Genomic DNA, 25,423 nt, shown 5'->3' with positions numbered 1-25,423 from the left:
CCCGAGGTGCTTTCCGCGGGGGAAGCACTTCGGGCCAGGCCGGGTTAATTTTCAACGGGCCCCGTGGGGCCAAAAGCTGCTTAGCGGCTGCCCGTAACGACGGACGACGACGGCAGGGTGGGGTTATCCACGGCGCCGCCGGCCATGAGCAGGGGCCGCAGGCGGGCCGTGGCCGTATCAAGCTGCGGGCGAATCTGGGCCATGGCGCCGCGCAGGGCAATGATGTCGGCCAGGCGCGGGGCGGTGGTTTGGGAGTAGCCGTGGTACATGGCCACCTTCACTTCGGAAGTACCGGTGCCCGAGTACGAGCCCAGCAGGTTGCCGGCGGCATCGCTCACCTGCACTTCGGCCTGCAGCGTGGTCTTGTACCATTCGAGCGGGATGCCCAGCACGGCCGGAATCATGAAGGTGAGCACCTGCAGGCCCTGCACGGCGCGGCCGGTGCGCAGGGTTTTTACTTTTTTTACCACCAGCTTAGCGTAACCAAAGGTGGCCGAATCGGTAGGCTCCGTCAGGTTGATGCGGCACTCTTGCTGGAACAATTTCAGCGGGTCTTCGGGCAACGCCCCGTCGTTCATCGCGAGCGGGCCCTGGTCAGCCAGGATTTCCAGCGCCGGCAAGCGCTTGGCGATGGAGGCCGTGGGCGTGCTGCGCATCTGGTTTTTTACCGACACACAGGCGGGGGCCGCCAGGAAGGCCGGCACAGAGGCCAGTAGCGCGAGTCGACGAGTCAATTTCATAGCTATAATTTAACGAAAGCGAAGGAAAGGAAAAGACGGAAGCCGAATAGTGCCAAAAACCAGGGTGGATGGAGCACCAGACGCTTTAAGTTGTACCAAATTAACGAATTGAATTGGTAGGGTGTTCAAAATCTCGGCGAATGGCGCGAAAAAGCCCCTGACCGGAACCAAAAAAGCCGGCCAAAATGGGCCGAAATCAATGCGCCAATTCGGACTCCTCGGCCACCACCGCGGGGTCCGGTCCCTGGTAATCGTCCACAAATTCGCCTTCCCACCGGGCCACCACCGCCGAGGCCAGGCAATTGCCCAGCACGTTCACGGCCGTGCGGGCCATGTCCATCAGCGCGTCGATGCCCAGGATGATGAACACCGGCCACGGCGGCAGGTTGAACGAAGGCAGGGTGGCCAACAGAATGACGAGCGAAGCGCGCGGCACGCCCGCCACGCCCTTGCTGGTGAGCATGAGGGTGAAGACGAGCAGCATTTGGTCGCCAAACGAAAGCGGCACCCCGGCCGCCTGGGCCACAAACACCGAAGCCAATGACAGATACAGCGTGGTGCCGTCGAGGTTGAACGAATAGCCCGTGGGCATCACGAAGGCCACGATGCGGCGCGGCACCCCGATGCTTTCCATGGCTTCCATGGCGCGGGGCAGGGCCGCCTCGCTGGAAGTGGTGGCGAAGGCAATGCTCATGGGCTCGGCCACGGCCGCGATGAAGCGGCGCAGCGGAATGCGCATGAGCAGCGCCACGGGCAGCAAAATGAGCAGGATGAAGGCAATGAGCGCGCCATACAGCGTGAGCAGCAGCTGGAAGGCGTTGAGCAGCGGCCCGAAGCCGAGCTTGGCCACCGTGTAGGCCATGGCCCCGCCCACGCCCAGCGGCGCGAAATACATCACCACGTTGGTGAACTTGAACATCACCTCCGACAGGCTTTCGCAGAATTCCAGCATCACGCGGCGGGGGCGCTCGGGGGTGAGCGCCAGGCCGATGGCAAACAAAACGGCGAAAATGACCACCTGCAGCACCTGCCCCTCGGCCACCGATTTGGCAATGTTTTCGGGGAAGATGTGCAGGATGATTTCGGCCACCGTCTGGGGCTTGGCCGCCGTAATGGCTTCTTCCTTGATGCCGTTCTGGCTGATGCCCACGCCGGCTTTGGTGAGGTTGATGGCGGCTAGGCCAATGAAGAGGGCAAACGTGGTAACAATTTCGAAGTACACCAGCGCTTTGAGGCCCATGCGGCCCACTTGCTTCAGGTTGGCGTGGCCGGCAATGCCCACCACCAGCGTGCCAAAAACCAGCGGCGCAATGATGGTTTTCACCAGCCGCAGAAAGGCGTCGCTCAGTACTTTAAGGTTGAGCGCCACCGCGGGCGCGTCGTGGCCCAGCTCGATGCCCACCAGCATGGCCAGCACAATCCAGAGGGTGAGGGAGCGGCGGGGATACACGGCCACCGCCAGCGCCAGCAGGGCCAGCCAGCGGGCCGCCAGCAGCGCCGCCTCGGGCAAGGCTAGTAGGTGGTTGGCATTCAGCGCGGTGAGCAAGCCGGCCAGGACCAGGCAAACCAGGGCAATAGGGAGTAAACGGGATTTCGCCATGCTTTGGGAAAAAGGGCAGGGTGGGGGAACGAGGCCATAAAGAACGGCATTATCCAGCCAGCGGAACGGGTGCAGGGGCAATTACCCGGCGGCGGGGGCATAAAAAATCCGCCGTGCGCGGTGAGGCACGGCGGATTTGGTTTGGTTGCCCGGCGGCAGCCTTTACGGCAGCGACAGCAGGTAGCCGATGGTGAAATTCGTGTCGTAGCCGAACACAAACTGCTGGCAGCCGGTGGCCTCGGCCACGGCCTGGTAGATGTTGAGGCCGGCCTGGGCTTTGGCGCCCGTCAGCTCGGGGTAGGCGCCGGGCGCGCGCAGCACCGTGAACGACTCCTTGCCCTGGCGGGCGGCTTTGGCCAGTTCATAAGGCACACCCCCGATGATGAAACAGGTACTGCGCTGCGCCGCCGGCACCTGGCCGGCCTTCGCTTTTACGTCGGCCGCAACCACGGCTGGGTCGGCGTTCTTCTCGTAATATTTTGCGCCGTAGGTGGCCTTCACCTGGGGCTGGCCATTTTGCAGCCACGCCAGCTTGGTGTTGCCCGAGCCCATATCAACCAGGAAGGCCTGGTTGGCAAAGGCGGCGGGCAGGGCGGCACGCAGGCCGTACTCGCCCTCCTGCTTCGGCGTCACGGTGGTTACCACGTACTTCAATGCTTCCAGGCCTTTCACAATTTTGCGGGTCACCTCGGCCATGGCCGCGCCCGAACTCACCACGAAATGAATATCGCGCCCGGCCACGCCAAAGTCCAGCATCTGGCCGATGTACGCTTTCAGTCCGTTGCGGATGTCGGCCTCGGTGGCCATGTTTTCCATCACCAAGCTGTTGCCGAATTCCGACTTTTCCAGCTTCCAGTTCCGCTTCTCATCCACGCGAATGATGAACAGGTTGAAGCCGCTGGCCCCCAATTCTACCACGCCGCGCAGCTTGCCGTTCACCGGCGCGGCCGGATGGTAAGAAAAGGCGGGCGGCGCCACCGGTGCCGGCCTGGGAACTGCCACCGGCGCTTCAGTCGGCGCCGGCACGTTGGCTACCGCCACGATGGCCGGCTCTGCCACCTGCGCGGCTGGCTTGCGTATGAATTCGCCGTTCAGGCTCAGCATGTCGCCCTCGCGCAGCGCCACGCGGCTGCCGTTGGTGAGCAGCACCGACTGGGTGCGGTACTCCACCCGCACCCCGTTGGGCAGGGTCACGTCTTTGCCCAGCGGTTTGGCTTTGGAGCCCGTTCGAACTACCAGCACATCATTCTGCACCGTGAACCACGGAATGGAACCGTCGGGTTCGGCGGCCGAAACCTGCGCTCGGGCGCCTTGGGGCGAGCCAGCCAGTATGAAGCCGCTCAGCAAAATGGCAAAGAATAAAGGTTTTGTCATGCGGTGAGGCTCATTATCTGAGTCTTGGATAAAAGGTGAATGAATTTGAATGGGCAAAGCTCAATTCATAAAATCAAAATAACTATATATTTTATTTGAAACCAATATATGTCAAGTTCAATCGGCCTTTTTATTGGATGGTGCGTAGCTGTGGTGTTTGCGCCGCATCTTCGGCTTCCCATTCCGCTGCCTCGCTTTCTCATCCATGCCCACCTGGACCCTGACTGCCCACTCGCTGCCCTTGCGCTTCGTGTGGAAAATTTCGCGCAACACCTCCGCCACCAAAACCAACCTGTTCGTACACGTGGAGGGCCACGGGCACCGCGCCGTGGGCGAAGCCGCGCCCAACGTGCGCTACGATGAAACCCCGGAGCTGCTGAGCCAGCAGTTTGCCGACTTGCAGGCCCGGGGCCTGGCCGACGTGGCCACCCTGGCCGATTTGGATGCCTTGCTGGCGGGCCGGCCCGTGGCGCATGCCCTCAGCTTTGCGCTGGAATCGGGGCTGGTGCAGTGGCTGGCCGCGGTGGCGGGGCAGCCCGTGTGGCAGTGGCTGGGCGTGCCCGCGCCGGCGCCCACCGTGCCCACCGCTTTCTCGCTGCCCATCATGGACGTGGGCGAAGTCGCCGGTTTTCTGCGCGAGCTGGATATGCAGCGCTTTGAGCTGCTGAAAATCAAAGTGAACCAGGCCGAAGGGCTCGACCTGTTGCGCGAAGTGGCGCGCGCGTTGCCCGGCCACGCCCTGCTGGTAGACGGCAACGAGGCCTGGCCCAATGCCGACGCCGTGCTGCATTTTCTGGAGCAGGCCGCCGCCCTGCCTGGCCTCAACCTGCGCTTTTTGGAGCAGCCGCTGCCCGCCGCCTTTGCCGACCACTACCGCTACCTCAAGCCGCGCAGCACCGTGCCGCTGCTGGCCGATGAATCGGTGACGGACACGGCCGACTTTGCCGAAATCGCCCGGCAATTCCACGGCGTGAACGTGAAGCTGATGAAAGCCGGCGGCTACCGGCGCGGCATCGAGCTGCTGCGCAACACCCGCGCCCACGGCCTCATCCCCATGCTGGGTTGCATGGTCGAAACCTCGGTGGGCATTGCGGCGGCTCTGCAAATCAGCGCACTAGCCGATGTGCACGACCTCGACGGCTTTCTGATTGTGAAAGAAGAGCCCTTCGGACTGGTAACGGAGGCGGTGGGACAGCTGCGCTTGCGGTCCAAGGAGATTTTCGAATGAAAGAACGGTCATGCTGAGCGCAGCCGAAGCAGCTCTACCGCGCAACTAATTCATCGTTAGTGTTGCGGTAGAGCTGCTTCGGCTGCGCTCAGCATGACCGTTCTTTTGGGCTTGTGTGTGCGCTAACTGCCGCTCTACTTCGGCGAATTCAGCTGCGAATTGATTTGCGTCAGCTGGTCGTCGATGGACTTGGTGTCGGGCAAATCGGTGCGGCCCTGGCTGAGCAGCTGCACTTTTTGCGTCAGCAACTCCACCTTTTTCTGGAGCAGGCCCACCTGAATGCTAGGGTCGGTGAAGCCGGGGCCGCGCTCGGTGTAGGTTTCGTAGCGCGCGCCGTTGGCGCCGGGTGTTCCAGCCGCAGCATCGCCCCGGGCGGCGGCGGCGCTGCCGGGCGTAGCGAATACCACGCCGCCATCGGGGCGCACGTAGTCGCCGTCGTGGAGGGTGATTTTCTTGCCTTTGGGGTTTATTTTGTCGGCGGGCATTTCCACGATGCCGCTTTTGTAGTTGATTTTAACGCCGTTGCGCAGCTTCACGTTTTGCGAGAGCGGGGTAATCTGGCTGCCTTCGCGCCGTACTACTTCGCCGTTTTGCATGAGAAACTGGGTTTTCTCCGTGGTTTGCACGGGGAAGCCGCCGTCTTGGGCAGCCGCGAGGCGGGGCGAGGCGGTCAGGCAGCCGGCCACAGAAGCAATTAGCAGAAAACGAAACATAGCTAGAAGAAAAGGTGAGCAATGCCGAAGAATACGTTTTTGCGGCCGTCACGGCCATATTCATCGGCCGACACCAACTATTTTTAATTATTTAAGTGAACGATGTTGCAACATTAAATGTATGTACATAAATTTGCAACCGATTCCACTGCCTCTCATGCGCATCGAAGACGAAATCAAGCAGCCCACTTTCCGCGACGAGTACCAGAAGGCCATCATCAACCTGGTGTACACCACTGGCTGGCTGCAGCTGCGGCAGGCTACCGCGTTCAAGACGTTTGGCCTCACGCTGCCGCAGTTCAACATCCTGCGCATTCTGCGGGGGCAGCACCCGCTGCCCGCTACCGTGGCCCTGCTCATCGACCGGATGCTGGACAAAACCAGCAACGCCTCCCGCATCGTGGACCGGCTGGAGGAGAAAAAGCTCGTGACCCGTACCGTGTGCCCCGCCAACCGCCGCGCCGTCGACATCCGCATCACCCCGGCCGGCCTGGAGCTGCTGAAAACCATTGAGGATTCCGGCCTGATGGAAAAGAATGGCACCCAGTTTCTCACCCCCGACGAAGCCCGGCAGCTCAATGCCCTGCTTGATAAAATCCGGACCGAGGACGGCGACGGAGCAACCCTGCACCAGCCTTCCTGCGAGTAGGCATTGGCATGCTTTTTAGTGGCTGCCCAGCCACGCTTTGAATTAATTACACTTACCCTTTTTTACTTTTTTCTTCAGATGAAAAATTTCCTGATGCCCGCTCTGTTTGCTGTTGCTGTACTGGGCGCTGCCCCCGCTGCTTCGGCCCAAAAAAATAACAGCGCCAAAATGGCCACCAACGCCCCCGCCTTCGCCCTGCAGCCGCAGCTGAGCACCCTGGGCTGGGAAGGCAAAGCCGTGACGCACGGCCACAACGGCACCATGAACTTCAGCTCGGGCGAGCTGCTGGTGAAAGGCAACGCCATCGTGGGCGGCACCGTGACTGTGGACATGAAAACCATGAAAGCCACCGACATCAAGGATGCCGACAGCCAGGGCAAATTTGTGGGCCACATGAGCAGCGACGACTTCTTCGGCGTGGCTACCTACCCCACCTCGACCTTCAAAATCGTGAGCGTGGCCCCCATCAAAGGCGCCGCCAAAGATGCCGACAACGCCACCATCACCGGCGACATGACCATCAAGGGCGTGACGCAGCGCATCAGCTTCCCCGCCAAAGTGGGCGTGAAAGGCGACCTGGCCTCGGCCGCCGGCAAGGTGACCATCGACCGCACCAAGTTCGGCCTGAAGTACGGCTCGAAGTCGTTCTTCGAGAGCATCGGCGACAAAGCCATCTACGACACGTTCGACCTGACGTTCAATGTGATTGCCAAGAAAGCCTAACCACGGCTTGGCTCGAATTTTTCGGACTTCACGGGTTTTGTGACCGTTTTATTCGAGTAGATTTGAATAAAAAAAGCCCGCCAAATCGGCGGGCTTTTTTTGTGGCTTTACTCCGGAATTTCAAGCTTTCGGGGCAGCTCGAAGCTAAGGTGGTGGCTTTTGCTGCGGCTGTGCAGCTGGCGCAGAATTTCGTCGATGTCGTCCTTGTATTCCACCCACAGGTCTTCGTGCAGGCTTTTGAGGACGAGGGCCGGCAGCTTGGCCGCCAGCCGGGCCGTGGCGCGGTAGAAGCCGTCATACACGCTGTCGAACTGGCCCGAATAATTGTCGATGCACTGGCGCAGGATGTAGAGCAGCAGGTCGATTTCGAGCTGCTTGTTTTTGGTGATGCGCCGAGCCCGGGCGGCCTCCTGCACGCTGGCCCGCACGGCTTTCACGAGGCTACGGTTGAGCAGGCGGCCGGTCACGGCCACGTTGAACAGTTCGTGGATGCGGTCGGCGGTTTCTTCCTGCACCTGGGCCAGCGTGACGTCGGCCAGCAGCTCGAAGCGGTAGGTTTCATAGAGCTCGGCGTCGCGGCGCACGGCGCGCAGGAGCAAGGCCTCTTTTTCGGGCTCGGAGAGGCGCTTGAGGGCTTTTTTGAAGTCGGCGGAAGGAACGGGCATGGGCGGCGAAAGGGGAGTGGCGCGAACGTTGTCGTGCGCGGGCCGGAACGAGCGGGCGGCGCGAAAACGCGAACCACAAAGTTCGCGCGACAAAGCTCCTTCCAGCGAAACGAATCTGCGCCGTTTACAGTTATCAGGAGCTACCCCGCGCGGGCTTTCCTGCGTAAATTTGCTTTATGAATACTCGCCCGCAAATTGAGCACGATGAGGACGTCCTGCTGCTCGAAGAAGAACTCGAGTTGCGCAACCTCGTGGTGTACAACGACGACATCAACACCTTCGACCACGTCATTAAAACCCTGATGGACGTGTGCGGCCACCAGCCCGAGCAGGCCGAGCAGTGCACCCTGCTCATCCACTACAAAGGCAAGTGCGCCGTGAAGGTGGGCACTTACGAGGAGTTGGAGCCCATGTGTACGGCCATCCACGACCGCGGCATTTCGGCCGATGTCGTTTAGTTGCTTGTTGTTAGTTGTCAGTTGTCAGATAATAACGACAATGCGCGGCTAACAACTGACAACCGACAACTGACAACTAACCAACCCGAATGGAATTTCCCTCCAAACTGATTGAAAACGCTGTGGGCGAGCTGTCCCGCTTGCCCGGAATCGGCCGCAAAACAGCCCTGCGGCTGGCCCTGCACCTGCTCAAGGCCGAGATGGACACCACCGCCTCGCTGGCCGAGGCGCTGGCCAAAATGCGGTTTGAAATCACCTATTGCAAAACCTGCCACAGCATTTCCGACGCGGAGGAATGCGGTATTTGCGCCAATAAGCTGCGCGACCACAGCCTGGTGTGCGTGGTATCGGACGTGCGCGACGTCATCGCCATCGAAAATACCGGCCAGTACAAGGGCGTGTACCACGTGCTGGGCGGCGTGATTTCGCCCATCGAAGGCATTGGCCCGTCCGATTTGCACATTGATTCGTTGGTGGAGCGGGCGTCGGGTGAGGATTCAGAGGTGCGCGAGGTCATCCTCGCCATCTCGCCCACCATGGAGGGCGACACCACGGCCTTCTACCTCTCGCGCCGCCTGCGCGACCTGCCCAACGTGCACATCAGCACCATTGCCCGCGGCATTCCAATGGGCGGCGAGCTCGAATACGCCGACGAAATCACCCTCGGCCGCAGCATCGTGGACCGCCTGCGCCAAGCGCGGTAGCGTGGCCCACGCCGTCATTGCGAGGAGGCACGACGAAGCAATCCGTCCTGTTCTCAGCGACCAACTTACTAACGTGACAAGCCCCAGCTCTGTAAACGAGTTGGGGCTTTTAGTTGCGGCTCTGTTCGAGTGAGCCGCGCTGGCCCTGGCAAACCTTCCGCGCCGCAGCGAGTTGCTGAAGCTTTGAATCTTACAAGCAACCTGCTGCCATGACCACCACCGCGCTCAATACCCTCTATCAGGAGTTGGCTCCCTGCCTTGGCCTGGACCTGACGACGCTGCTGCCCGGCGGAATACAGCGCGAGGTCGGCCACTTCAATGTCTTTGACTTGGCCGATTTCTGGGAGTCGACCCGGTTGCGGCCCGACACGTCGTACCCCTGCCGGTCTTTCTACAAAATCAGTTTGCTGCGCAGCCACAGCCGCGCCGAGTACGCCGACCAAACCATTGCCATTGCCCCCGATGCCCTGGTGATTTCAACCCCCAAAGTCTCGTTTCAGTGGCGGCCCTCTGAGCCGCAGCAGGGGCAGTTCTGCTTGTTTACGGCCGAGTTTCTGCTGCCGGTTCTGGGCGGGCTCACCCCCGACGAAATGCCGCTGTTCCGGGCCGATGGCTACCTCGTGTTTCAGCTGACACCGGCCGAAACGGCGCGGGCAACGGGCATTTTCACCCAAATGCGCGAGGAACTGGCGTCCGATTACGCCCACAAGTATGACCTGCTGCGGGCCTACGTGCTCGAACTGCTGCACCTGGGCCAGAAGCGGCAGCCGGCCACCACGCTGCACCCCGTCCACACGGCGGCGGCCCGGCTGGCCTCGCGCTTCGTGGAACTGCTGGAACGGCAGTTTCCGCTCACCACGCCCCAGCAGCGCGTGCAGCTGCGCACGGCCAAGGACTTTGCCGACCACCTGGCCGTGCATGTCAACCACCTCAATAAGGTGCTCAAGGACAGCACCGGGCGCACCACCACCGACCTCATCGGTGGGCGGCTGGCGCAAGAGGCCAAGGTGCTGCTGCGCGAGTCGGAGTGGACGCTCTGGGAAATTGCCGATAGCCTGGGCTTTGTGGATGTGGCGCACTTCTCGCACTTCTTCCGCCGCTACGCCACCGTGAGCCCCGGCGCTTTTCGGACGCAACACACGGTGGCGGTTTGATTTCTACAAGAAGCTGATTGGCCTATACAACACGGCCGGCAGCGGGTGAGGGGACCTTTGTCGTGTTCAAACAACACCCAAATACCCTCCCCATGAGTACTTCCAAAATCGCCCTCGTCACCGGCGGCAGCCGCGGCCTCGGCAAAGACATGGCCCTGAAACTAGCCCAGCAGGGCATCGACGTTATCCTGACCTACCGCAGCCAGCAGGGCGAAGCCGCCGCCGTGGTGGCCGAAATCGAAGCCTTGGGCCGCCGCGCCGTGGCGCTGCCGCTGGATGCGGCCTACATCAGCACCTTCGAGGCCTTTTTTGCCCAGGTCACCACCGCCCTGGCCGATACTTTCGGCACCGACCGGTTCGACTTTCTCATAAACAACGCCGGCACCAGTCTCACTGCTTCCATTGCCGAGAATACCGAGGCGCAGTTTGATGAGATGCTCAACATTCATTTCAAGGGCGTGTATTTCCTCACGCAAAAGGCCTTGCCGCTGCTGCGCGACGGGGGCCGGATTATCAATATTTCCTCCGGCACCACGCGGGTGGCTTTCGCCGGGAGCTCGGCCTACGCCAGCATGAAAGGCGCGGTGGAGGTTTTCACGCGCTACCTGGCCTTGGAGCTGGGCCCGAGGGGCATTGCGGCCAATGTGGTGGCGCCCGGCGCCGTGTTTGGCGGCGGCGCCATGACGGACACGCCCGAAATCCGCGCCTACGTGGCCCAGATTACCGCCCTGGGCCGCGTGGCCGAGCCCGACGATATCGGCGGTATTGTCGCCTTTCTCTGCACCGATGCTGCCCGGTGGCTCAACGGCCAGCGCATCGAAGCCACGGGCGGCATGATGCTGTAAGGCCGGCCGATAGGATGCGCGCCCGCACGTTGCCCGGAAACGATGGCAGCGCCGCTGCTTTTTGAACAGAACTCCCCAGCCCTGACGCAGAGCCGGGGAGTTCTGTTATTGCGAGGTGCTCCTTTGGCTTCAGAATATTCGTTTTGCCGACTCTGGCTAAACTGGACTCCTGACGGAAGTTCGTTCAGAAGCTCCGGTTGCGGCAAGAGTGCTAAAAGTAAATCCCGTAGCCGCTGGCCGGGCGGCGCTGCTTAAATTCGCCCTCCGTGGTCAAGCTCTCCGTCATCATTGTCAACTACAACGTCTGCTACTTTCTGGAGCAGGCGCTGCTATCCGTGCGGCGGGCGGTGGAGAAGCTGGGCCAGCCCGTGGAAGTTTTTGTAGTGGATAACAACTCGGCCGACGGCTCGGTGGGCATGGTGCGCGAGCGGTTTCCGGAGGTCATTCTCATCGCCAACCGCGACAACCCCGGCTTCTCGAAGGGCAACAACCAGGCCCTGCGCCGGGCCACCGGCCAGTACCAGCTGCTGCTCAACCCCGATACCGTGGTGGAGGAAGACACCTTTCAGGCCTGCTGCGCCTTCATGGACGAGCACCCCAACTGCGGCGGCCTGGGCGTGAAAATGCTCGACGGCCAGGGCCATTTCCTGCCCGAAAGCAAGCGCGCCCTGCCCACGCCGGCCGTGGCGTTCTACAAGATGTTCGGGCTGGCCAGCGTGTTTCCCAAGTCACGCACCTTCGGGCGCTACCACCTGGGCTTTCTCGATAAAGATGAAACCCATGAGATTGAAGTGCTCAGCGGCGCCTTCATGCTGCTGCGCAAGGAGGCGCTGGACCAGGTAGGCCTGCTCGACGAAGACTATTTCATGTACGGCGAGGACATCGACCTCTCGTACCGCCTCACCCGGGGCGGCTGGAAAAACTATTATTTCCCCGGCACGCGCATCATCCACTACAAGGGCGAAAGCACCAAGCGCACGAGCGTAAACTACGTGTTTGTGTTCTACCGGGCGATGGTGATTTTCGCCCAGAAGCACTTTGCGCCGGGCCGGGCGGGCCTGTTTTCGCTGCTCATCAACGCCGCCATCTGGCTGCGGGCCGGCGCTGCCGTGCTGGAGCGGCTGGCCGTGCGCATCGCCCCGCTGCTGCTCGATGCCGGCCTGATTTGGGGCGGCATGTACTTCCTGAAAACATACTGGGAAAACAACCACAAGTTTGTGCCCGGCGCCTACCCGCCGCAGTACATGGAAGTGGCCGTGCCCGTTTACATCCTCATCTGGCTGATTTCGGTGTATTTGAGCGGGGGCTACGACCCCCCAATCCGCACCTCCCGCGTGGCCCGGGGTGCCTTCGTGGGCACGCTGGTGATTTCAGCGGCTTCTAACTACCTCGATGCCTGGCGCTTCTCGAAAGCGCTGATAATTCTGGGCGGCGTGTGGACGGTGGCGGCACTGGTGGGCCGGCAGGTGCTGGGGCATTTCCTGCGCTACCGCGACCTGCGCCTGACCGAGCGGCGCCAGAAAAACATCGCCATCGTGGGCTCCGGGCCCGAAAGCCGCCGCGTGCGCCGCCTGCTCGAAGCCGCCGGCGTGCAGGCCCGCGTCATCGGCTACGTGTCGACAGTGCCCGTCGAAACCCTAGTGCCGGCGGCCATGGAGGCCACGTATTCGCACCGCTACGACGCGCCCGAGCCGCCCGAAGAACCCCTGGGCGAGCTGCGCCAGCTGGGCGACATTATTCGTCTGTACGCGCTGGATGAGCTGATTTTTTGCGGCAAAGACCTGCCCGCCAGTCGCATCATTGCCCTCATGCTCAGCCTGCCCACCCACCCGCCGGTGGCCTATAAAATCCTGCCCGAAGACAGCCAGTACATCATCGGCAGCAGCAGCAAGGACGCGCCCGGCGACTACTACACCCTCGACATCGCCCTGAACCTCTACCAGCCCCGGCAGGCCCGCGCCAAGCGCCTGCTCGACGTGCTGCTCAGCGCCGGGCTGCTGGGGCTGGCCCCGCTGCTTATCTGGCTGCAGCCGAAAAAAATGGGTTTCCTGCGCAACTGCGCGGCCGTGCTGCTGGGCCGCCGCACGTGGGTGGGCCTGCGCTACACGCCCGGCCCGGCCCGCGCGGTGCCCGCCGTGGTGTCGCCGGCCGATGCCGCCGTATCGGCCGCGCCGCTCAACGACACCACCAAGCGCCGCCTGGAGCTGCTCTACGCCAAAGACTACGAGCCCGGCACCGACCTGAGCGTGCTCTGGCACTGCTGGCGCCGGATGGGGGAGTAGCTTCGGCAATCTGTCATCCTGAGCGCAGCGAAGGGCCTTATCACGTCCGCGCAAACTACTGAAACGTGATAAGGTCCTTCGCTGCGCTCAGGATGACAGCCAAGAAAAGGGTGCCGCGTCGGCCTTACCTTTACCGCTTCAATCGCGCCCTTGCTATGTCCGAAACCGCTGCTCCCACCACCTCGCCCTTATCCGACCGAGTCACGGTCATGCAGGAATCGGCCACCATCGCCATGGCCAAAAAAAGCCGGGAGCTGGTGGCCAAGGGCTTCGATGTCATCAACCTCAGCTTCGGCGAGCCCGATTTTCAGACCCCGCAATACATCAAGGACGCGGCCAAGCAGGCGCTCGATGACGGCTTCACGTTCTACACGCCCGTGGCCGGCATTCCCGATTTGCGGCAGGCCATCTGCGACAAATTCAAGCGCGACAACCAGCTCGATTTCCAGCCCAACCAGATTGTGGTGAGCACCGGCGCCAAGCAGGCCCTGGCCAATGCGGTGATGAGCCTGGTGAACCCGGGCGAGGAAGTCATCGTGTTTTCGCCCTACTGGGTGAGCTACGAGGAGATGGTGAAGCTGGCCGATGGCGTGGCCGTGCCGCTGGTGGGCTCGCTCGAAAACGAGTACAAGGTGACCGCCGCGCAGCTCGAAGAGGCCATCACGCCGCGCACCAAGCTCATCATGTACTCTTCGCCCTGCAACCCCACGGGTGCCGTTTTCAGCCGGGCCGAACTGGGCGCCATTGCCGAAGTGCTGGCCCGACACCCGCAGGTTTACGCGCTGGCCGACGAGATTTACGAGTACATCAACTTCGTGGGCGAGCATGCCAGCCTGGCCCATTTTCCGGCCGTGGCCGACCGGGTTATCACGGTGAACGGCTTCTCGAAAGGCTACGCCATGACCGGCTGGCGCTTGGGCTACCTGGCCGCCCGCCCCGACATTGCCTATGCCTGCGAGAAAATGCAGAGCCAGATTACCTCCGGCACCTGCTCCATTGCGCAGCGCGCCGGCCTGGCCGCCTTGCGCGGCGGCCGCGCCTCGGCCGATGAGATGGTGGCTGCCTACCGCCGCCGCCGCGATTTAGTGCTGGATATCGTGAAGGACATTCCCGGTTTCATCACGCCCACACCCAGCGGGGCCTTCTACATCTTTCCGGAAGTCTCGGCCTACTTCGGCCGCACGGCGCCCGATGGCAGCACCATCAACAGCTCCATGGATTTGGCTTTGTACCTGCTGAATGACGCGCTGGTATCGGCCGTGTCGGGCGAGGCATTTGGGGCGCCGGCGTGCATGCGCTTCAGCACCGCCGCCTCGGACGAGAAGCTGGTGGAAGCATTTCGGCGGGTGAAGGAAAGCCTGGCCAAGCTGGCGTAATTATTCATCATTCCTGTCATCCTGAGCGGAGCGAAGGACCTTGTCACCGATGAACGGTTTGTCGCAAGTGGAAGCGGCGCAAACGTGATAAGGTCCTTCGCTCCGCTCAGGATGACAGCTTTTATCTTCGAGTTTGCCTACTCCTGATTCTTCCCTGCAAGCGCTTTTCAACGACTTCAACCACCTCCGCGTCCTCATCATCGGCGACGTGATGGTGGACGCCTACGTGTGGGGCCGGGCCACGCGCCTCTCGCCCGAGGCGCCGGTGCCCGTGGTGCACGTGGCCCGCACCGAAAACCGCCTCGGCGGGGCCGCCAACGTGGCCCTCAACGTGCAGGCCCTCGGCGCCACGCCGCTGCTCTGCGCCGTGATTGGCACCGACGCGGGCGGCGACCAGCTGCTGCAGCTGCTGCACGACAGCGACCTGCCCGCCGATGGCATCATCCGCAGCGCTGGGCGGCCCACCACGGTGAAGCAGCGCATCCTGGCCCACGGCCAGCAGCTGCTGCGCATCGACTCAGAGATAGAAACCGACCTGGATGCCGACGAGAGCGTGCAGCTGCTCACAGCTTACGACGACCTGCTGGCCCGCGCCGACGTGGTGGTGTTTGAGGACTACGACAAGGGCGTGCTCAGCGAGGCCATCATCACGGAGTGCATTGCCCGAGCCCGGCAGCGCGGCATTCCTACAGTGGTCGACCCCAAGAAGAAGAACTTCCTGGCTTACCGCCACTGCACCCTCTTCAAGCCCAACCTGAAGGAGCTGCGCGAAGGCCTGAAGCTGGAGTTCGGCGACCCGGTGGCCGACCGTCCCGGCTTCGAGGCGGCCGTGGCCCGGCTGAAAGAAGAACTGACGCCCGAAATCGTGCTGGTCACGTTGTCGGAATATGGGGTCTTTGCCCAGCAAAACGGCCAGAAAACCTACCTGCCAGCCCATCTGCGCACTATTTCGGACGTGTCGGGCGCGGGCGATACCGTTATTAGCATCGCGGCGCTGTGCGTGGCGTTGGGGCGGCCGGCGGCTTTCACGGCGGCGCTGGCCAATCTGGGCGGCGGGCTGGTGTGCGAGCAGGTGGGCGTGGTGCCCGTGGAGAAGCAGCGGCTGCTGGAGGAAGCCGGGGAAGCGGGGCTTTTGCTTCACTAGCCACTACGGCGGCGTTGGTGGGGCAGGGCGCTTTCGCGGGCAAAATTCTGCTATGTTTAGCCGGAGCATGATATTGGTGCCGCGACTAATCATCTGGATGCATGAAAGCTTTGTTCGTTTCGCTCGCTGGTACGATGGTGTTGGTGGCGGGCTATGGGTTGCGCCCACTGCAAGGCTCGCCGCCACTTGCCGCCACGTCTGCGCCGGTTCTGACTTCTGCCATTACCCTTGACCGCCTCCTGTGGCTACGCGACCAGCCCCTTCCGACTGCCAACCGCTACCTGCAAAGCCGGGGCTGGAAATTTATCAGCAAAGACAACGACACCCAGGAGCCCGACCCCAGGTATGCCCGCACCGCGTACATCTGGGCCTATCCCAAGCCAGCAGCGGCCAGGGTAGCGGACACGCTCACGCTTTCGACGGGGAGGTATCCGGTGGAAATGGGAATACTGCGCTACCATTCTCCCAAACGGGACGAATATGCGCGGATTTGGGCGGCGGTTAAAGCCCGCCGTCTGCCTTATTCAGGCCATAGCGGACCGGCAAACAGCGATTTTATGGTTTTCGATGGGCCGCATCAGCACATTTTTCTGACAATCGAAGCCGAAGGGGCCAGTCAGGATTATCAGGTCGGCATCGAGTATCGGGACCCTAAAATGGTCGAGTTCCTGCCGCCCCCTATGCCACCCAAACGGCATCGGTAGCCAACCAGTTGGTGGGTTGAAGCAATATCAGGCCGTGAGGTCCTTGATAACCCGCGCCGGATTGCCCACCGCCAGCGAATAAGGCGGGATGTCCTTCGTCACCACCGACCCGGCCCCGGTGACGCAGCCCGGCCCGATGGTGACGCCGGGGCAGACAATGCTGCCGCCGCCCAGCCAGCAGTCGTCGCCGATGGTAATGGGGCGGGCCAGCTCCAGAGTGCGGCGCACCGGGGCATCGAGCGGATGGGTGGCGGCGTAGAGCTGCACGCCGGGCCCAAACAAGACGTTGGAGCCGATGGTGATGCGGGCCGCGTCGAGTACCACGCAGTTCACGTTGAAGTACACGTTGTCGCCGCAGTGGAGGTGGCTGCCGTAGTCGCAGTGGAAGGGCGGCTCGACCCACAGGTTGCGGCCGGCGTGGGGGATAAGCTCGGCCAGAATCAGGCGGGCCGCATCGGTGACGAGGTATTCCGTGACGTTGAGGCGGTGCAGGAGCTGTTTGGCGCGGGTGCGGGCCTGCAGCAGCTCGGGGTCGAAAGCGGCGTAGAGTTCGCCGGCCAGCATTTTCTCCTTTTCGCTGCGCATGATACGGGAGCGGCTAAGCCTTCTTCAGAAACTCCGTTTTCAGCACCATCGTGCTGCCGCCGGCACGGCCTTCAATCTCGGCGGCGCTATTGGTGAGGCGGATGTTTTTGACCAGCGTGCCGCGCTTGAGCGTGAGCGAGGAGCCTTTTACCTTGAGGTCTTTGATGAGGGTGACCGAGTCGCCTTCGGCAAGCAGGGTGCCGTTGCTGTCTTTTACGTCCATGGGGAGATTGAAAGGTTGATTGAACGATGTAGAGACGCAATGCTTTGCGTCTCATCGGCCGCGCTATCAGGCTATCATCAGGCGCTTGTCGTTCAACGACGAGACGCAAAGTATTGCGACTCTACATCGTTCTAGCGCCGGAAAAGCGCTAGATAGGCCAGGAAAAACAGCGGCGAGAGGCTGCCCAGCGTCACGAGCACCACCATCACGGTTTCGACAGTCGAGCGCTCGGACCGGCGCAGGTACCAGCGCCACATAAACACCAGCAACGCCAGCAGCAGGGCCAGGGTGAGGTAAAAGACGGGGCTGAACATGGGGGCCATGGGGGATGTCGATAAAGGGCGCTTTGGTAGCTGGGTGACTTATTTACCGCTTGGATTGGGCTGAAAGAAGCCGGTTACCAAAGCATCGTCGGAAGTCAGCAAAGTTCTTTTGGCGGAGTTACCGCTGATTTTCCATTCGGCCAGATACGAGCCGGCCCCGTCGGCGAAGACGGCCCGAATGGTGAGCGCGGAGCCGACTTTCGTCAGGTGCACGAACTGCTGGTCTAGTTTGTCGCCGAACCACGGGTTGTACATGCCACTGACCGGCAGGTGGTATACGTGGCCTTTAAAAAGCACCGTTGCTTTGCTAAGCGTATATTTCGGCATTTCTCCATCGGTGCCGAAGGGCTGTTTGTCGTTGATAGCGACTAAAATGGTTTGGCCGTCATGTGGGCTGTTTATCGTTTTGAACGTTTTGCCATCCGCACTGAATGGTGCTCGCTCAAAAGTCAGATGGTCCTTCTTATCAATAGCAATAGTGGTGCGCTGCGCTTGTGCCCAGCCTTGGAAGGTGGTCAGTACAAGTAGGAGGCCGAACCCAAATCCGCGCATCAGTCCGTCAGTTTACCCCCGCCAGGCCTTCACCGTGTCCACGAACACGCGGACGTTGTCGGGGTTGGTATCCGGGTACACGCCGTGGCCGAGGTTGGCGATGTGGGGGCCGCCGGCGAACTGGCGCAGCATGGTTTCGGTGGCGGCTTTCACCTGCTCGCGGGTGCCGTAGAGGGCGCAGGGGTCGAGGTTGCCTTGCAGGGTTTTGCCTGCGGCCTGTTGGCGCACCTGGGCGGGGTCCTGGTTCCAGTCGAGCCCGATGGTGCGGCAGGCGGTGGCGGCAAACTCGGGCACGGCCCACCAAGCGCCTTTGGCAAACACCGTGACGGGCACGAGCGGGGCCAGGGCTTCGGTGATTTCGGCGATGTAACGGGCCGAGAATTCGGTGTAGTGGGCGGGCGGCAGGGTGCCGGCCCAGGAGTCGAACACCTGCACCACCTGGGCGCCGGCCGCCACCTGGGCCTTGAGGTAGGCGATGGTGGTGGCCGTTATTTTGGCCAGCAGCTGGTGGGCCAGGGCGGGCTCGCGGTAGAGCATGCCGCGGGCTTTGCTGAAGGTTTTGGAGCCGTGGCCTTCCACCATGTAGGCCAGCAGCGTCCAGGGGGCGCCGGCGAAGCCGATGAGGGGCACGCGGCCGTTGAGGGCTTTTTTGGTGATGCGCAGGGCTTCGAGCACGTAGCCGAGGCCCTCCTCGGGGTCGGGGATGCGGAGCTTTTCGACATCAGCGGCCGACTTGATGGTTTCCGGGAAGAGGGGGCCGCGGGCTTCCACCATTTCGTAGCGCAGGCCCATGGCGTCGGGCACTACGAGGATGTCGGAGAAGATGATGGCGGCGTCGACGTCCAGCGCGTCGATGGGCTGGATGGTGACTTCGGCGGCCAGCGCGGGCGTTTCTACCAGCTCTTTGAAGCCGGAGAGGCGGGCGCGCAGGGCGCGGTATTCGGGCAGGATGCGGCCGGCCTGGCGCATGAGCCAAACGGGCGTCCGCTCGGTGGCTTCGCCACGGGCGGCGCGGAGGAAAAGGTCGTTTTTCAGCATAAGGAACGGCAAAGGTACGCGCGATGGTAGACGTATGCCTTTGCTCAGGCGTTGTCATTTGTCATCCTGAGCGCAGCGAAGGACCTTCTCACGTTTGCGCCAGTGGTTTGCAGCTAACAGTTCTGGCGTGATAAGGTCCTTCGCTGCGCTCAGGATGACAGGAAAGCAATGTCCCATTTACTTCCCAAACTGCCGTAGGTTATACGTGAAGCTTAGCAGGAAATACCGCTGCAAAATGCGGCTGCGCACGTCTTCCACGTAGGTTTCGGTGGTGTTGCGGAGCACGCTGCGGTTTTGATTGAGGACGTCGTAGGCCTGCAGCTTGAGCTCGCCCTGCTTGTTGGCGAAAAACTGGTGGGCCAGGCCGAGGTTCCAGAGCAGCACGCGCTGGTTGAAGCCGGCGGCGCGGCCGGTGTTGTTGCTCATCCACACGTCGGAGGTGAGGACGAAGCGGGCGGGGAGCTGGTAGAAAATGTCGGCCGTGAGGGTTTGGGTGAGGTAGTCGGTGTTTTGCTCCGTGAGGTGGGAGTAGCGGGCGTTTTGATAGGTGAGGTTGGCGCTGACACCGAATTCGAGGCGCTCGTTGAAGGCTGAATTGGCGCTGGCGCCCTGGCCCAGGCTCCAGGTGCGGCTGGTATTCAGCGCGCCGTTCACGAAGCTGGGCGACTTGGTGAAGCTGGTGTTGGTGGTCAGGTTGAGGTTAATTTTGTGAGTGGCCAGGCGCTGGCCGAGCGAGAAAAACCCGTTCAGGCTGTAGAAGCCGTTGGCGTTCACGGGCCGGGTGGTTTGCACGCCGCGGGTGTTGAAGCTGGTGGCCGATACGATGCGGTCGTCGACGCGGCTGGCGTTGAGCACGGCAAACACGCTGCGGTTGGTGGTGGCGTTGAACTGCGAGAAGTTGGCCGACAAGGCCTGCACATATTCGGGCCGCAAATTGGGGTTGCCGGCCTGGATGCTGAGCGGGTTGGCATTGTCGCGTACGGGCTGGAGCTGAGCGGCGGTGGGCGCGTTAAGGCGGGTGCGGTAGTTGAGGCGCAGCGAGCGGCTGCGGCTGCCGTTGTAGGTGAACAGGGCGTTGGGCAGCAGGCTGCGGAAGCGGCGGTCCACGGTGGTATCGGCCGAGAGGTTGCGTACCCGCAAATCGGCCTGCTGGGCGTCCAGGCCCAGGCCCACGGTGTAGCGCAGGCGCCGTTTCTGCAGCGTGAGGCCCGCCCGGTTGGCCTGGAAGCGGCTGGTGAACTCGTTGCTCAAGCTGGTGTTCAGCAGGTCGTATTGCTGGCTGGCTTCGTTGAAATCGGTGGTGAGGCGGCGGCCGTCGTTGCGTGAGTCGGTGAAGGCGTAGTGCGTTTCCAGCTTGGTGCGCAGGCTCAGCGGTTCCACGTAGGAAAGGCTCAAAACATTACTCCGTGTGGGCGTGGCCTGCTCAATACGCTGGTTGAGCCGCTGCACGGTGGGCACCCCGCCGGCATCGAAAAACGTGTTGGTGGCCTGGTTGATAGCCGTAGCGTCCTGGTCGCTCAGTGCCGAATTCAGGTTGGCTGAAAAGGAGCGGCCGGGCTTGCCGAAGCGCCGCATCAGCAGGAAGTTGCCGCCGGCGTTGGGGTTGGCGGTGGTGGCCGTGTAGCCGTTCACGCCCTGATTCAGCAGGCGCCCGCCGAGGCTGGACTGCTGGTTGCTTTGGCGGGCCAGGTCGTTGCCCTGCCACCAGGCGTAGGGCGTGAGGCGCAGCGAGGTAAGCGAATCGAGCACGTAATCGAGCCGCATATTGAAGCGGTGGCTGCTGGTGGTGCTGCGGTTGAAGAGACTTTGGTCGGTGATGAGGGGCGGGCTAGCTTCGGTGCCGGTGAGGTTGGCCACGTTTTCGCGGCGCAGAAGCTGGTCGGTGGTGGTGGTGGCGCGGCTGGCGAGGTAGCTGGTGGCCACTTCGGCGCGCCGGCCCCAGGCGTCGCGGTAGTTGAGGCCCACTGCGCCGCTTTCGGTGATGCTGGTGGGCTGGGGGCTGCTGCCGAGGGCATTTTGGCGCCCCCCGCCGCCCATGCGGATGATGGCGCCCCCGCCGCTAGGCCCGCCGCCCGCCGGCCCGAAGCTGGCCGCCGCGGGCCCGCCTTCGTCGGCGAAGCCCTGTTGGTTGATGTTGTTGGCCTGGGCCAGGGCCGAAATCTGGCGGCCGTTGTTGAAGCGGTTCAGGCCGAGGCGGGCCTGGTAGCGGCCGTCGGTGCCCACGCCCGCAGCCTCGGTGCCGAAGTAGCCCTTGCGCTTGTCGCGCTTCGTGACGAGGTTCAGCGTCTTCTGGCGGTTGCCGTCGTCGATGCCCGAAAACGAGGACTGGTCGCTTTGTTGGTCGTAGAGCTGCACCTTGTCGATGATGTCGGCCGGCAGGTTTTTAGTGGCCATCTTGGGGTCGTCGCCGAAGAAGGGCTTGCCGTCCACCAGCACGCGGTTCACGGCCTGGCCCTGCGCCCGAATGCTGCCGTCGCGGTCCACTTCCACGCCCGGCAGCTTTTTCAGCAGCGACTCTACGGCCGCGTTGGGCTGGGTTTTGAAGGCATTGGCGTTGAAGGCAATGGTGTCGCCGCTCACGCTCACCGGAGCGCGCTCCTGGGTCACCACCACTTCGCCCAGCTTCTGACTGAGGCCGCCCAGCCGCAGGGTGCCCAGAGCCGGCGCGGGGGCCGTCACCGTCACGGCCACCGACACACGCCGCGCCCGGTAACCCAGGGCCGACAACTGCACCACATAGTGCCCCAGTGCCACATTATTCAGCACAAAATGCCCGTCGCCATCAGTAATGCCGAACGTGACGTAGCTCGAATCCCGCGCCAGCGTGAGCGACACGGAGGCTTCGCGTAGCGGCCGGCCGGTGGCCGAATCGGCCAGCGTGCCGCTGATGCTGCCCTTGCCCTGATGCTGGCGGACCGGAGTGGGCGCGGCGGTTTGGGCCTGGCTGCAAACCGTGAGGCCGAGCAGCAAAGCCAATAAAAAAAGCAAGCGCATGGCCGGGCCTAGTTGCGATTGATGCGCAGGCCGCCACCATCCATCATCTTCTGGCGGAAGTCGGCCAGGGCCTTTTCGCGCAGGTCTTTCAGCTCGGCGGGCGTTACTTTCTGAGCGGTGGCCACGGGGTGCACCTCGGCGGCGGGCACGGACTTTAGGTCTACTTTGGCGGCGCGAAATTGCTCCTGCTCGCTTTCCAGGGCCAGCACCACGCCCTTTTCGGGGGTGAGGTCGCGCACGGGCGAGTAGGTGAAGGGCAAATCGGTGGTAAACCACACAGTGTAGGTTTCCTTTTTGTAGGGCACGGTGGCCTTGCGGCAGGTGTAGCCGGCTATTTTCTTGGTTTGCGAGGTCACGTTCCAGCCGGTGGCGGGCGCGATGGGGGTGTCGGCGCGGTAGGAGGTGGAGGCATCGTCCTTCTTCACAGTGAGCACCGTGGTGGTGGCGCGGTTGGCCAGGTCCAGGTAAGTAGTTTCCTCGAAGGGGCGGGCGAAGTTGGTGACTTGCGGCGCGTTGGCCGGGGTGTCGCCGGGGCCGCCGTTCATAGTCACGGTGCGCATGGTCATGCCGCCTTCGCGCTGCTCCTTGGCTGCCGGGCCGGCAAAGGCGAGGTTGAGGCCGAAAGAGCGGGTTTCGGGGATGTCGGTGGGGAAATCAGGGCTGCCGGGCTTCACCTGCTGGCCGTTGATGACGATGTTAACTTTGCTGAGGTCGACGCGTTGGGTGGCTTCGTAGCTGATGTGGCCGCTGGTTTGGGCCAGGGCCGCGCCGTTGGCCAGCAGGCCGAAAGTGAGGGCTAGGGCCAGGTTTTTTGCAGGGTTTTTCATGGGAGTGTAAGAGGTTGAGTTTGAACACTGCAAAGCACCGGCATTCTTTTGTAAAGTACTGTTATTGTGTGTTAAGTAGTGTTAACGGCCTTGGGCGGGCCTCTGCGGCCCGCGTAGGTTTGCAACGTACTTTCGCCTTTCCGCCCCATGAAGTCCCGCATTCGCTCCATCTTCTGGCTGCTGGCCCTCTGCATCTTGGGCATCAACGGTTTCCAGGCGTACTGGCTCTACAACACCTACCAACTGGCCAACGAGCAGTTCAGCCGCACCACCAACGAGGCCCTGCTCACGGTGGTATTGCAACAGGAGTTTGCCCGCCCAGAGCTCGACAAATTCCGCCTTAACATTACGCGCGATGTCGTCACCGCCTCGGGCGGTTCTCCCAGCGCCCGCAACCGCATCATCGTGTTTTCGCGCGGTGCGGATAGCATCAGGCGCGCTCGGCCCACCATTTCCATCGAGCGCATCCTCACCCGCACCCAGCAGCGCATTGCCGCCGATAGCGTGCTCCACCCCAGGCGGGTGCAGTTGAAGGCCGTTCCCGATTCCCTCGTCAAAATCAACCTGCCCGGCCTGGCCGCCGCCTACCGGGCCGAGTTGCGCCGCCGCGACACGGATGCCGAGTTCGTGCTCGACACCGTCAACCTCCGCGCGCCCACGGCCGGCGACGGCCCGCGCGTGGATGCCCCGCCCGGCTACACGGTCCAAACCCGGCCCGTGCCCCTCGCCCTACTGCCCTGGGACAACTGGCGCCTGCAAGCCTCGTTCCGGCCGCCCACATTCTACTTGCTGCGCCGCATGGGCGGGCTGCTGGGCGGCTCGGTGGCGCTGCTGGCCCTCACCACCAGCTGCTTCATGCTGATGCTGAACACAATTCTCAAGCAGCGCAAGCTGTCCGAAGTCAAAAACGACTTCATCAACAACATGACGCACGAGCTGAAAACGCCGCTGGCCACGGTATCGGCCGCCGTGGAAGCCCTGCAAAACTTCGGCGCCCTCAACGACCCCGCCAAAACGCAGGCTTACCTGAGCATCTCGCGCACCGAGTTGCAGCGCCTGTCCGATTTGGTCGAAAAAGTGCTCAACATTGCCGTCGATGAGCGCCAGCCGCTGGAGCTGCGGCCCGAGCATGTACGGCCCGCCGAACTGGTGGCCGAAATCGTGGCCCGCCACCAGCTGCAAGCCACCAAGCCAGTCACGTTCGATGTGCAGGCAGAGGCCTCCGGACCGGTGCAAGTCGACCCACTGCACATGGGCAACGTCCTCAATAACCTCATCGACAACGCCATCAAGTACTCCGGCGAGGCTGTCAGCATCACCATCCGCAGCCGGCAGGACGCCACCGGTTGGCACCTGAGCGTGGCCGACGACGGCCCCGGCATCGAGCCCGGCTACCAGGCAGCTATTTTCGACCAGTTCTTCCGCGTGCCCACCGGCAACCTGCACAACGTGAAGGGCTTCGGCCTGGGCCTGTACTACGTGCGGCAGGTGGTGGAGCGCCACGGCGGGCGCATTGCGGTGCAAAGCGAGCCGGGGCGGGGGAGTACGTTCGAGGTGTGGATTCCGCAGGAATGAGGGCCGGACTTGTATATATCTACCCAAAAAGAACGTCATGCTGAGCGCAGCCGAAGCATCTCTACCGCGCAACGCATTTCCAATTGTCAGGAATAGTATTGCGGTAGAGATGCTTCGGCTGCGCTCAGCATGACAGTCTTTTTCACCGTTCTAAACGTTAAATCATGCCCAGCATCCTCCTCATCGAAGACGAGCCCTCCCTCGGCCTCATCGTCAAAGACAGCCTCGAAAGCCGGGGCTTCAGCGTGCAGCTGGCCGCCGATGGCGAGGCTGGCCTGCACCTGTTCCGCCAGCAGTGCCCCGATATGGTGGTGGCTGATGTGATGATGCCCAAGCTCGACGGCTTCTCGCTGGCCGAGCAAATCCGGCGCGAAAACGCCGCTGTGCCCATCCTTTTCCTCACCGCCCGCTCCCAGACGGCCGATGTGGTGCGCGGCTTCGAGCTGGGCGGCAACGACTACCTGAAAAAGCCTTTCAGCATGGACGAACTAGTTGTCCGCATCAAGGCGCAACTGGCGCGGCAGCCGCTGGCGGCGCCCGCGCCCGGCGGCCCGCTCGCCATCGGCCGCTACCACTTTGACCATCCCAAGCAAAAGCTCCGCCTCGGCACCCACGAAGAAACTCTCACCAACCGCGAAGCTGAACTGCTCAAGCGCCTTTACGACCAGCGCAACCAGGTGCTGGAGCGCCACACGGTGCTGAAAGAACTGTGGGGCGACGACTCGTTTTTCAACGGCCGCAGCCTCGATGTGTTCATCAGCCGCCTGCGCCGCTGCCTGAAAGACGACCCCCAGGTGCAGATTGTGAACATCCGCGGGATTGGGTATAAGCTGATGCTGTAGCTGGCGTCAACCTCCCCCCCTGACCCCCTCTCCAAAAAAGAGGGGCACCGGTCTTGCTCCTGACGGCTTAATTATAGAATCGACTTCACGAGCCGGTGCCCCCTC

At 62.5% G+C, this 25,423-nt stretch carries 25 protein-coding genes; 13 read left to right on the top strand and 12 right to left on the bottom strand.

Annotation, left to right across the window (positions count from 1 at the left end; translation table 11 throughout):
* Positions 1-80 precede the first annotated feature (80 nt).
* The 3 genes from Q4S41_RS11515 to Q4S41_RS11505 form a co-directional block, all read right to left on the bottom strand.
* Complete coding sequence (locus tag Q4S41_RS11515) at positions 81-740, bottom strand: hypothetical protein (RefSeq protein WP_305031260.1); 660 nt, start codon at positions 738-740, stop codon at positions 81-83.
* 196 nt (positions 741-936) lie between these two features.
* The gene (locus Q4S41_RS11510) at positions 937-2,340 is read right to left on the bottom strand and encodes a dicarboxylate/amino acid:cation symporter (protein WP_305031259.1); all 1,404 of its coding nucleotides are present in this window, start codon (positions 2,338-2,340) and stop codon (positions 937-939) included.
* A 162-nt stretch (positions 2,341-2,502) separates the two neighbouring features.
* Complete coding sequence (locus Q4S41_RS11505) at positions 2,503-3,714, bottom strand: DUF6799 domain-containing protein (protein WP_305031258.1); 1,212 nt, start codon at positions 3,712-3,714, stop codon at positions 2,503-2,505.
* 205 nt (positions 3,715-3,919) lie between these two features.
* Between Q4S41_RS11505 and Q4S41_RS11500 the strand changes: the two genes are divergently transcribed.
* Positions 3,920-4,942 carry an enolase C-terminal domain-like protein gene (locus Q4S41_RS11500; protein WP_305031257.1) on the top strand — a complete coding sequence of 341 codons (1,023 nt, stop codon included), beginning with the start codon at positions 3,920-3,922 and terminating at the stop codon, positions 4,940-4,942.
* Positions 4,943-5,076: 134 nt separating this feature from the next.
* Here the strand turns inward: Q4S41_RS11500 and Q4S41_RS11495 are convergent, their stop codons facing one another.
* On the bottom strand, positions 5,077-5,655 hold the full coding sequence (locus Q4S41_RS11495) for a DUF6799 domain-containing protein (protein ID WP_305031256.1): 579 nt from the start codon (positions 5,653-5,655) through the stop codon (positions 5,077-5,079).
* Positions 5,656-5,812: 157 nt separating this feature from the next.
* Between Q4S41_RS11495 and Q4S41_RS11490 the strand changes: the two genes are divergently transcribed.
* Together Q4S41_RS11490 and Q4S41_RS11485 are read left to right on the top strand one after the other, a co-directional pair.
* Positions 5,813-6,304: a MarR family winged helix-turn-helix transcriptional regulator gene (locus Q4S41_RS11490; RefSeq protein WP_305031255.1), complete on the top strand. Its 492-nt coding sequence runs from the start codon at positions 5,813-5,815 to the stop codon at positions 6,302-6,304.
* A 78-nt stretch (positions 6,305-6,382) separates the two neighbouring features.
* The gene (locus Q4S41_RS11485) at positions 6,383-7,027 is read left to right on the top strand and encodes a YceI family protein (RefSeq protein ID WP_305031254.1); all 645 of its coding nucleotides are present in this window, start codon (positions 6,383-6,385) and stop codon (positions 7,025-7,027) included.
* A 107-nt stretch (positions 7,028-7,134) separates the two neighbouring features.
* Here the strand turns inward: Q4S41_RS11485 and Q4S41_RS11480 are convergent, their stop codons facing one another.
* Positions 7,135-7,692 (bottom strand): hypothetical protein, encoded by a 558-nt coding sequence (locus tag Q4S41_RS11480; protein ID WP_305031253.1) that lies wholly within the window; start codon positions 7,690-7,692, stop codon positions 7,135-7,137.
* Between the two features lie 176 nt (positions 7,693-7,868).
* On the opposite strand from Q4S41_RS11480, the gene Q4S41_RS11475 reads away from it, so the two are divergent.
* From Q4S41_RS11475 to Q4S41_RS11440, 8 genes are all read left to right on the top strand, one after another.
* Positions 7,869-8,150 (top strand): ATP-dependent Clp protease adaptor ClpS, encoded by a 282-nt coding sequence (locus tag Q4S41_RS11475; RefSeq protein WP_305031252.1) that lies wholly within the window; start codon positions 7,869-7,871, stop codon positions 8,148-8,150.
* Positions 8,151-8,239: 89 nt separating this feature from the next.
* The gene (recR, locus tag Q4S41_RS11470) at positions 8,240-8,854 is read left to right on the top strand and encodes a recombination mediator RecR (protein ID WP_305031251.1); all 615 of its coding nucleotides are present in this window, start codon (positions 8,240-8,242) and stop codon (positions 8,852-8,854) included.
* 209 nt (positions 8,855-9,063) lie between these two features.
* Positions 9,064-10,008 (top strand): helix-turn-helix domain-containing protein, encoded by a 945-nt coding sequence (locus Q4S41_RS11465; RefSeq protein WP_305031250.1) that lies wholly within the window; start codon positions 9,064-9,066, stop codon positions 10,006-10,008.
* 92 nt (positions 10,009-10,100) lie between these two features.
* Complete coding sequence (locus Q4S41_RS11460; RefSeq protein ID WP_305031249.1) at positions 10,101-10,853, top strand: SDR family NAD(P)-dependent oxidoreductase; 753 nt, start codon at positions 10,101-10,103, stop codon at positions 10,851-10,853.
* Between the two features lie 266 nt (positions 10,854-11,119).
* On the top strand, positions 11,120-13,135 hold the full coding sequence (locus Q4S41_RS11455; RefSeq protein ID WP_305031248.1) for a glycosyltransferase family 2 protein: 2,016 nt from the start codon (positions 11,120-11,122) through the stop codon (positions 13,133-13,135).
* Between the two features lie 155 nt (positions 13,136-13,290).
* Positions 13,291-14,511 carry a pyridoxal phosphate-dependent aminotransferase gene (locus tag Q4S41_RS11450; RefSeq protein WP_305031247.1) on the top strand — a complete coding sequence of 407 codons (1,221 nt, stop codon included), beginning with the start codon at positions 13,291-13,293 and terminating at the stop codon, positions 14,509-14,511.
* Positions 14,512-14,644: 133 nt separating this feature from the next.
* Entirely contained in the window at positions 14,645-15,655 is a 1,011-nt protein-coding gene (locus Q4S41_RS11445; RefSeq protein ID WP_305031246.1) for a bifunctional heptose 7-phosphate kinase/heptose 1-phosphate adenyltransferase, read from the top strand.
* A gap of 101 nt (positions 15,656-15,756) precedes the next feature.
* Entirely contained in the window at positions 15,757-16,359 is a 603-nt protein-coding gene (locus Q4S41_RS11440) for a hypothetical protein (protein WP_305031245.1), read from the top strand.
* 27 nt (positions 16,360-16,386) lie between these two features.
* On the opposite strand, the gene Q4S41_RS11435 is transcribed toward Q4S41_RS11440, so the two are convergent.
* From Q4S41_RS11435 to Q4S41_RS11405, 7 genes are all read right to left on the bottom strand, one after another.
* The gene (locus Q4S41_RS11435; protein ID WP_305031244.1) at positions 16,387-16,944 is read right to left on the bottom strand and encodes a sugar O-acetyltransferase; all 558 of its coding nucleotides are present in this window, start codon (positions 16,942-16,944) and stop codon (positions 16,387-16,389) included.
* 13 nt (positions 16,945-16,957) lie between these two features.
* Positions 16,958-17,167: a zinc ribbon domain-containing protein YjdM gene (locus Q4S41_RS11430; RefSeq protein WP_198068951.1), complete on the bottom strand. Its 210-nt coding sequence runs from the start codon at positions 17,165-17,167 to the stop codon at positions 16,958-16,960.
* A 131-nt stretch (positions 17,168-17,298) separates the two neighbouring features.
* Positions 17,299-17,490, bottom strand: coding sequence for a hypothetical protein (locus Q4S41_RS11425; protein WP_305031243.1), 192 nt, complete (start codon positions 17,488-17,490; stop codon positions 17,299-17,301).
* 39 nt (positions 17,491-17,529) lie between these two features.
* Positions 17,530-18,042: a hypothetical protein gene (locus Q4S41_RS11420; protein ID WP_305031242.1), complete on the bottom strand. Its 513-nt coding sequence runs from the start codon at positions 18,040-18,042 to the stop codon at positions 17,530-17,532.
* 12 nt (positions 18,043-18,054) lie between these two features.
* Positions 18,055-19,080, bottom strand: coding sequence for a uroporphyrinogen decarboxylase (hemE, locus tag Q4S41_RS11415; RefSeq protein WP_305031241.1), 1,026 nt, complete (start codon positions 19,078-19,080; stop codon positions 18,055-18,057).
* Positions 19,081-19,257: 177 nt separating this feature from the next.
* The gene (locus Q4S41_RS11410) at positions 19,258-22,074 is read right to left on the bottom strand and encodes an outer membrane beta-barrel family protein (protein WP_305031240.1); all 2,817 of its coding nucleotides are present in this window, start codon (positions 22,072-22,074) and stop codon (positions 19,258-19,260) included.
* Between the two features lie 8 nt (positions 22,075-22,082).
* Positions 22,083-22,901, bottom strand: coding sequence for a GLPGLI family protein (locus Q4S41_RS11405; protein ID WP_305031239.1), 819 nt, complete (start codon positions 22,899-22,901; stop codon positions 22,083-22,085).
* Between the two features lie 147 nt (positions 22,902-23,048).
* Here Q4S41_RS11405 and Q4S41_RS11400 point away from each other — a divergent pair, with 147 nt between their 5' ends.
* Both Q4S41_RS11400 and Q4S41_RS11395 read left to right on the top strand, forming a co-directional pair.
* Positions 23,049-24,476 carry a sensor histidine kinase gene (locus tag Q4S41_RS11400; protein WP_305031238.1) on the top strand — a complete coding sequence of 476 codons (1,428 nt, stop codon included), beginning with the start codon at positions 23,049-23,051 and terminating at the stop codon, positions 24,474-24,476.
* Positions 24,477-24,640: 164 nt separating this feature from the next.
* Entirely contained in the window at positions 24,641-25,318 is a 678-nt protein-coding gene (locus Q4S41_RS11395) for a response regulator transcription factor (protein ID WP_305031237.1), read from the top strand.
* Positions 25,319-25,423: the final 105 nt, after the last annotated feature.

Origin of the sequence: Hymenobacter convexus, assembly GCF_030580955.1 — a bacterium.
Lineage (GTDB): Bacteria > Bacteroidota > Bacteroidia > Cytophagales > Hymenobacteraceae > Hymenobacter.
The sequence above is the reverse complement of the archived record's forward strand: the minus strand, read 5'-3'. Positions and strand labels throughout refer to the sequence as shown.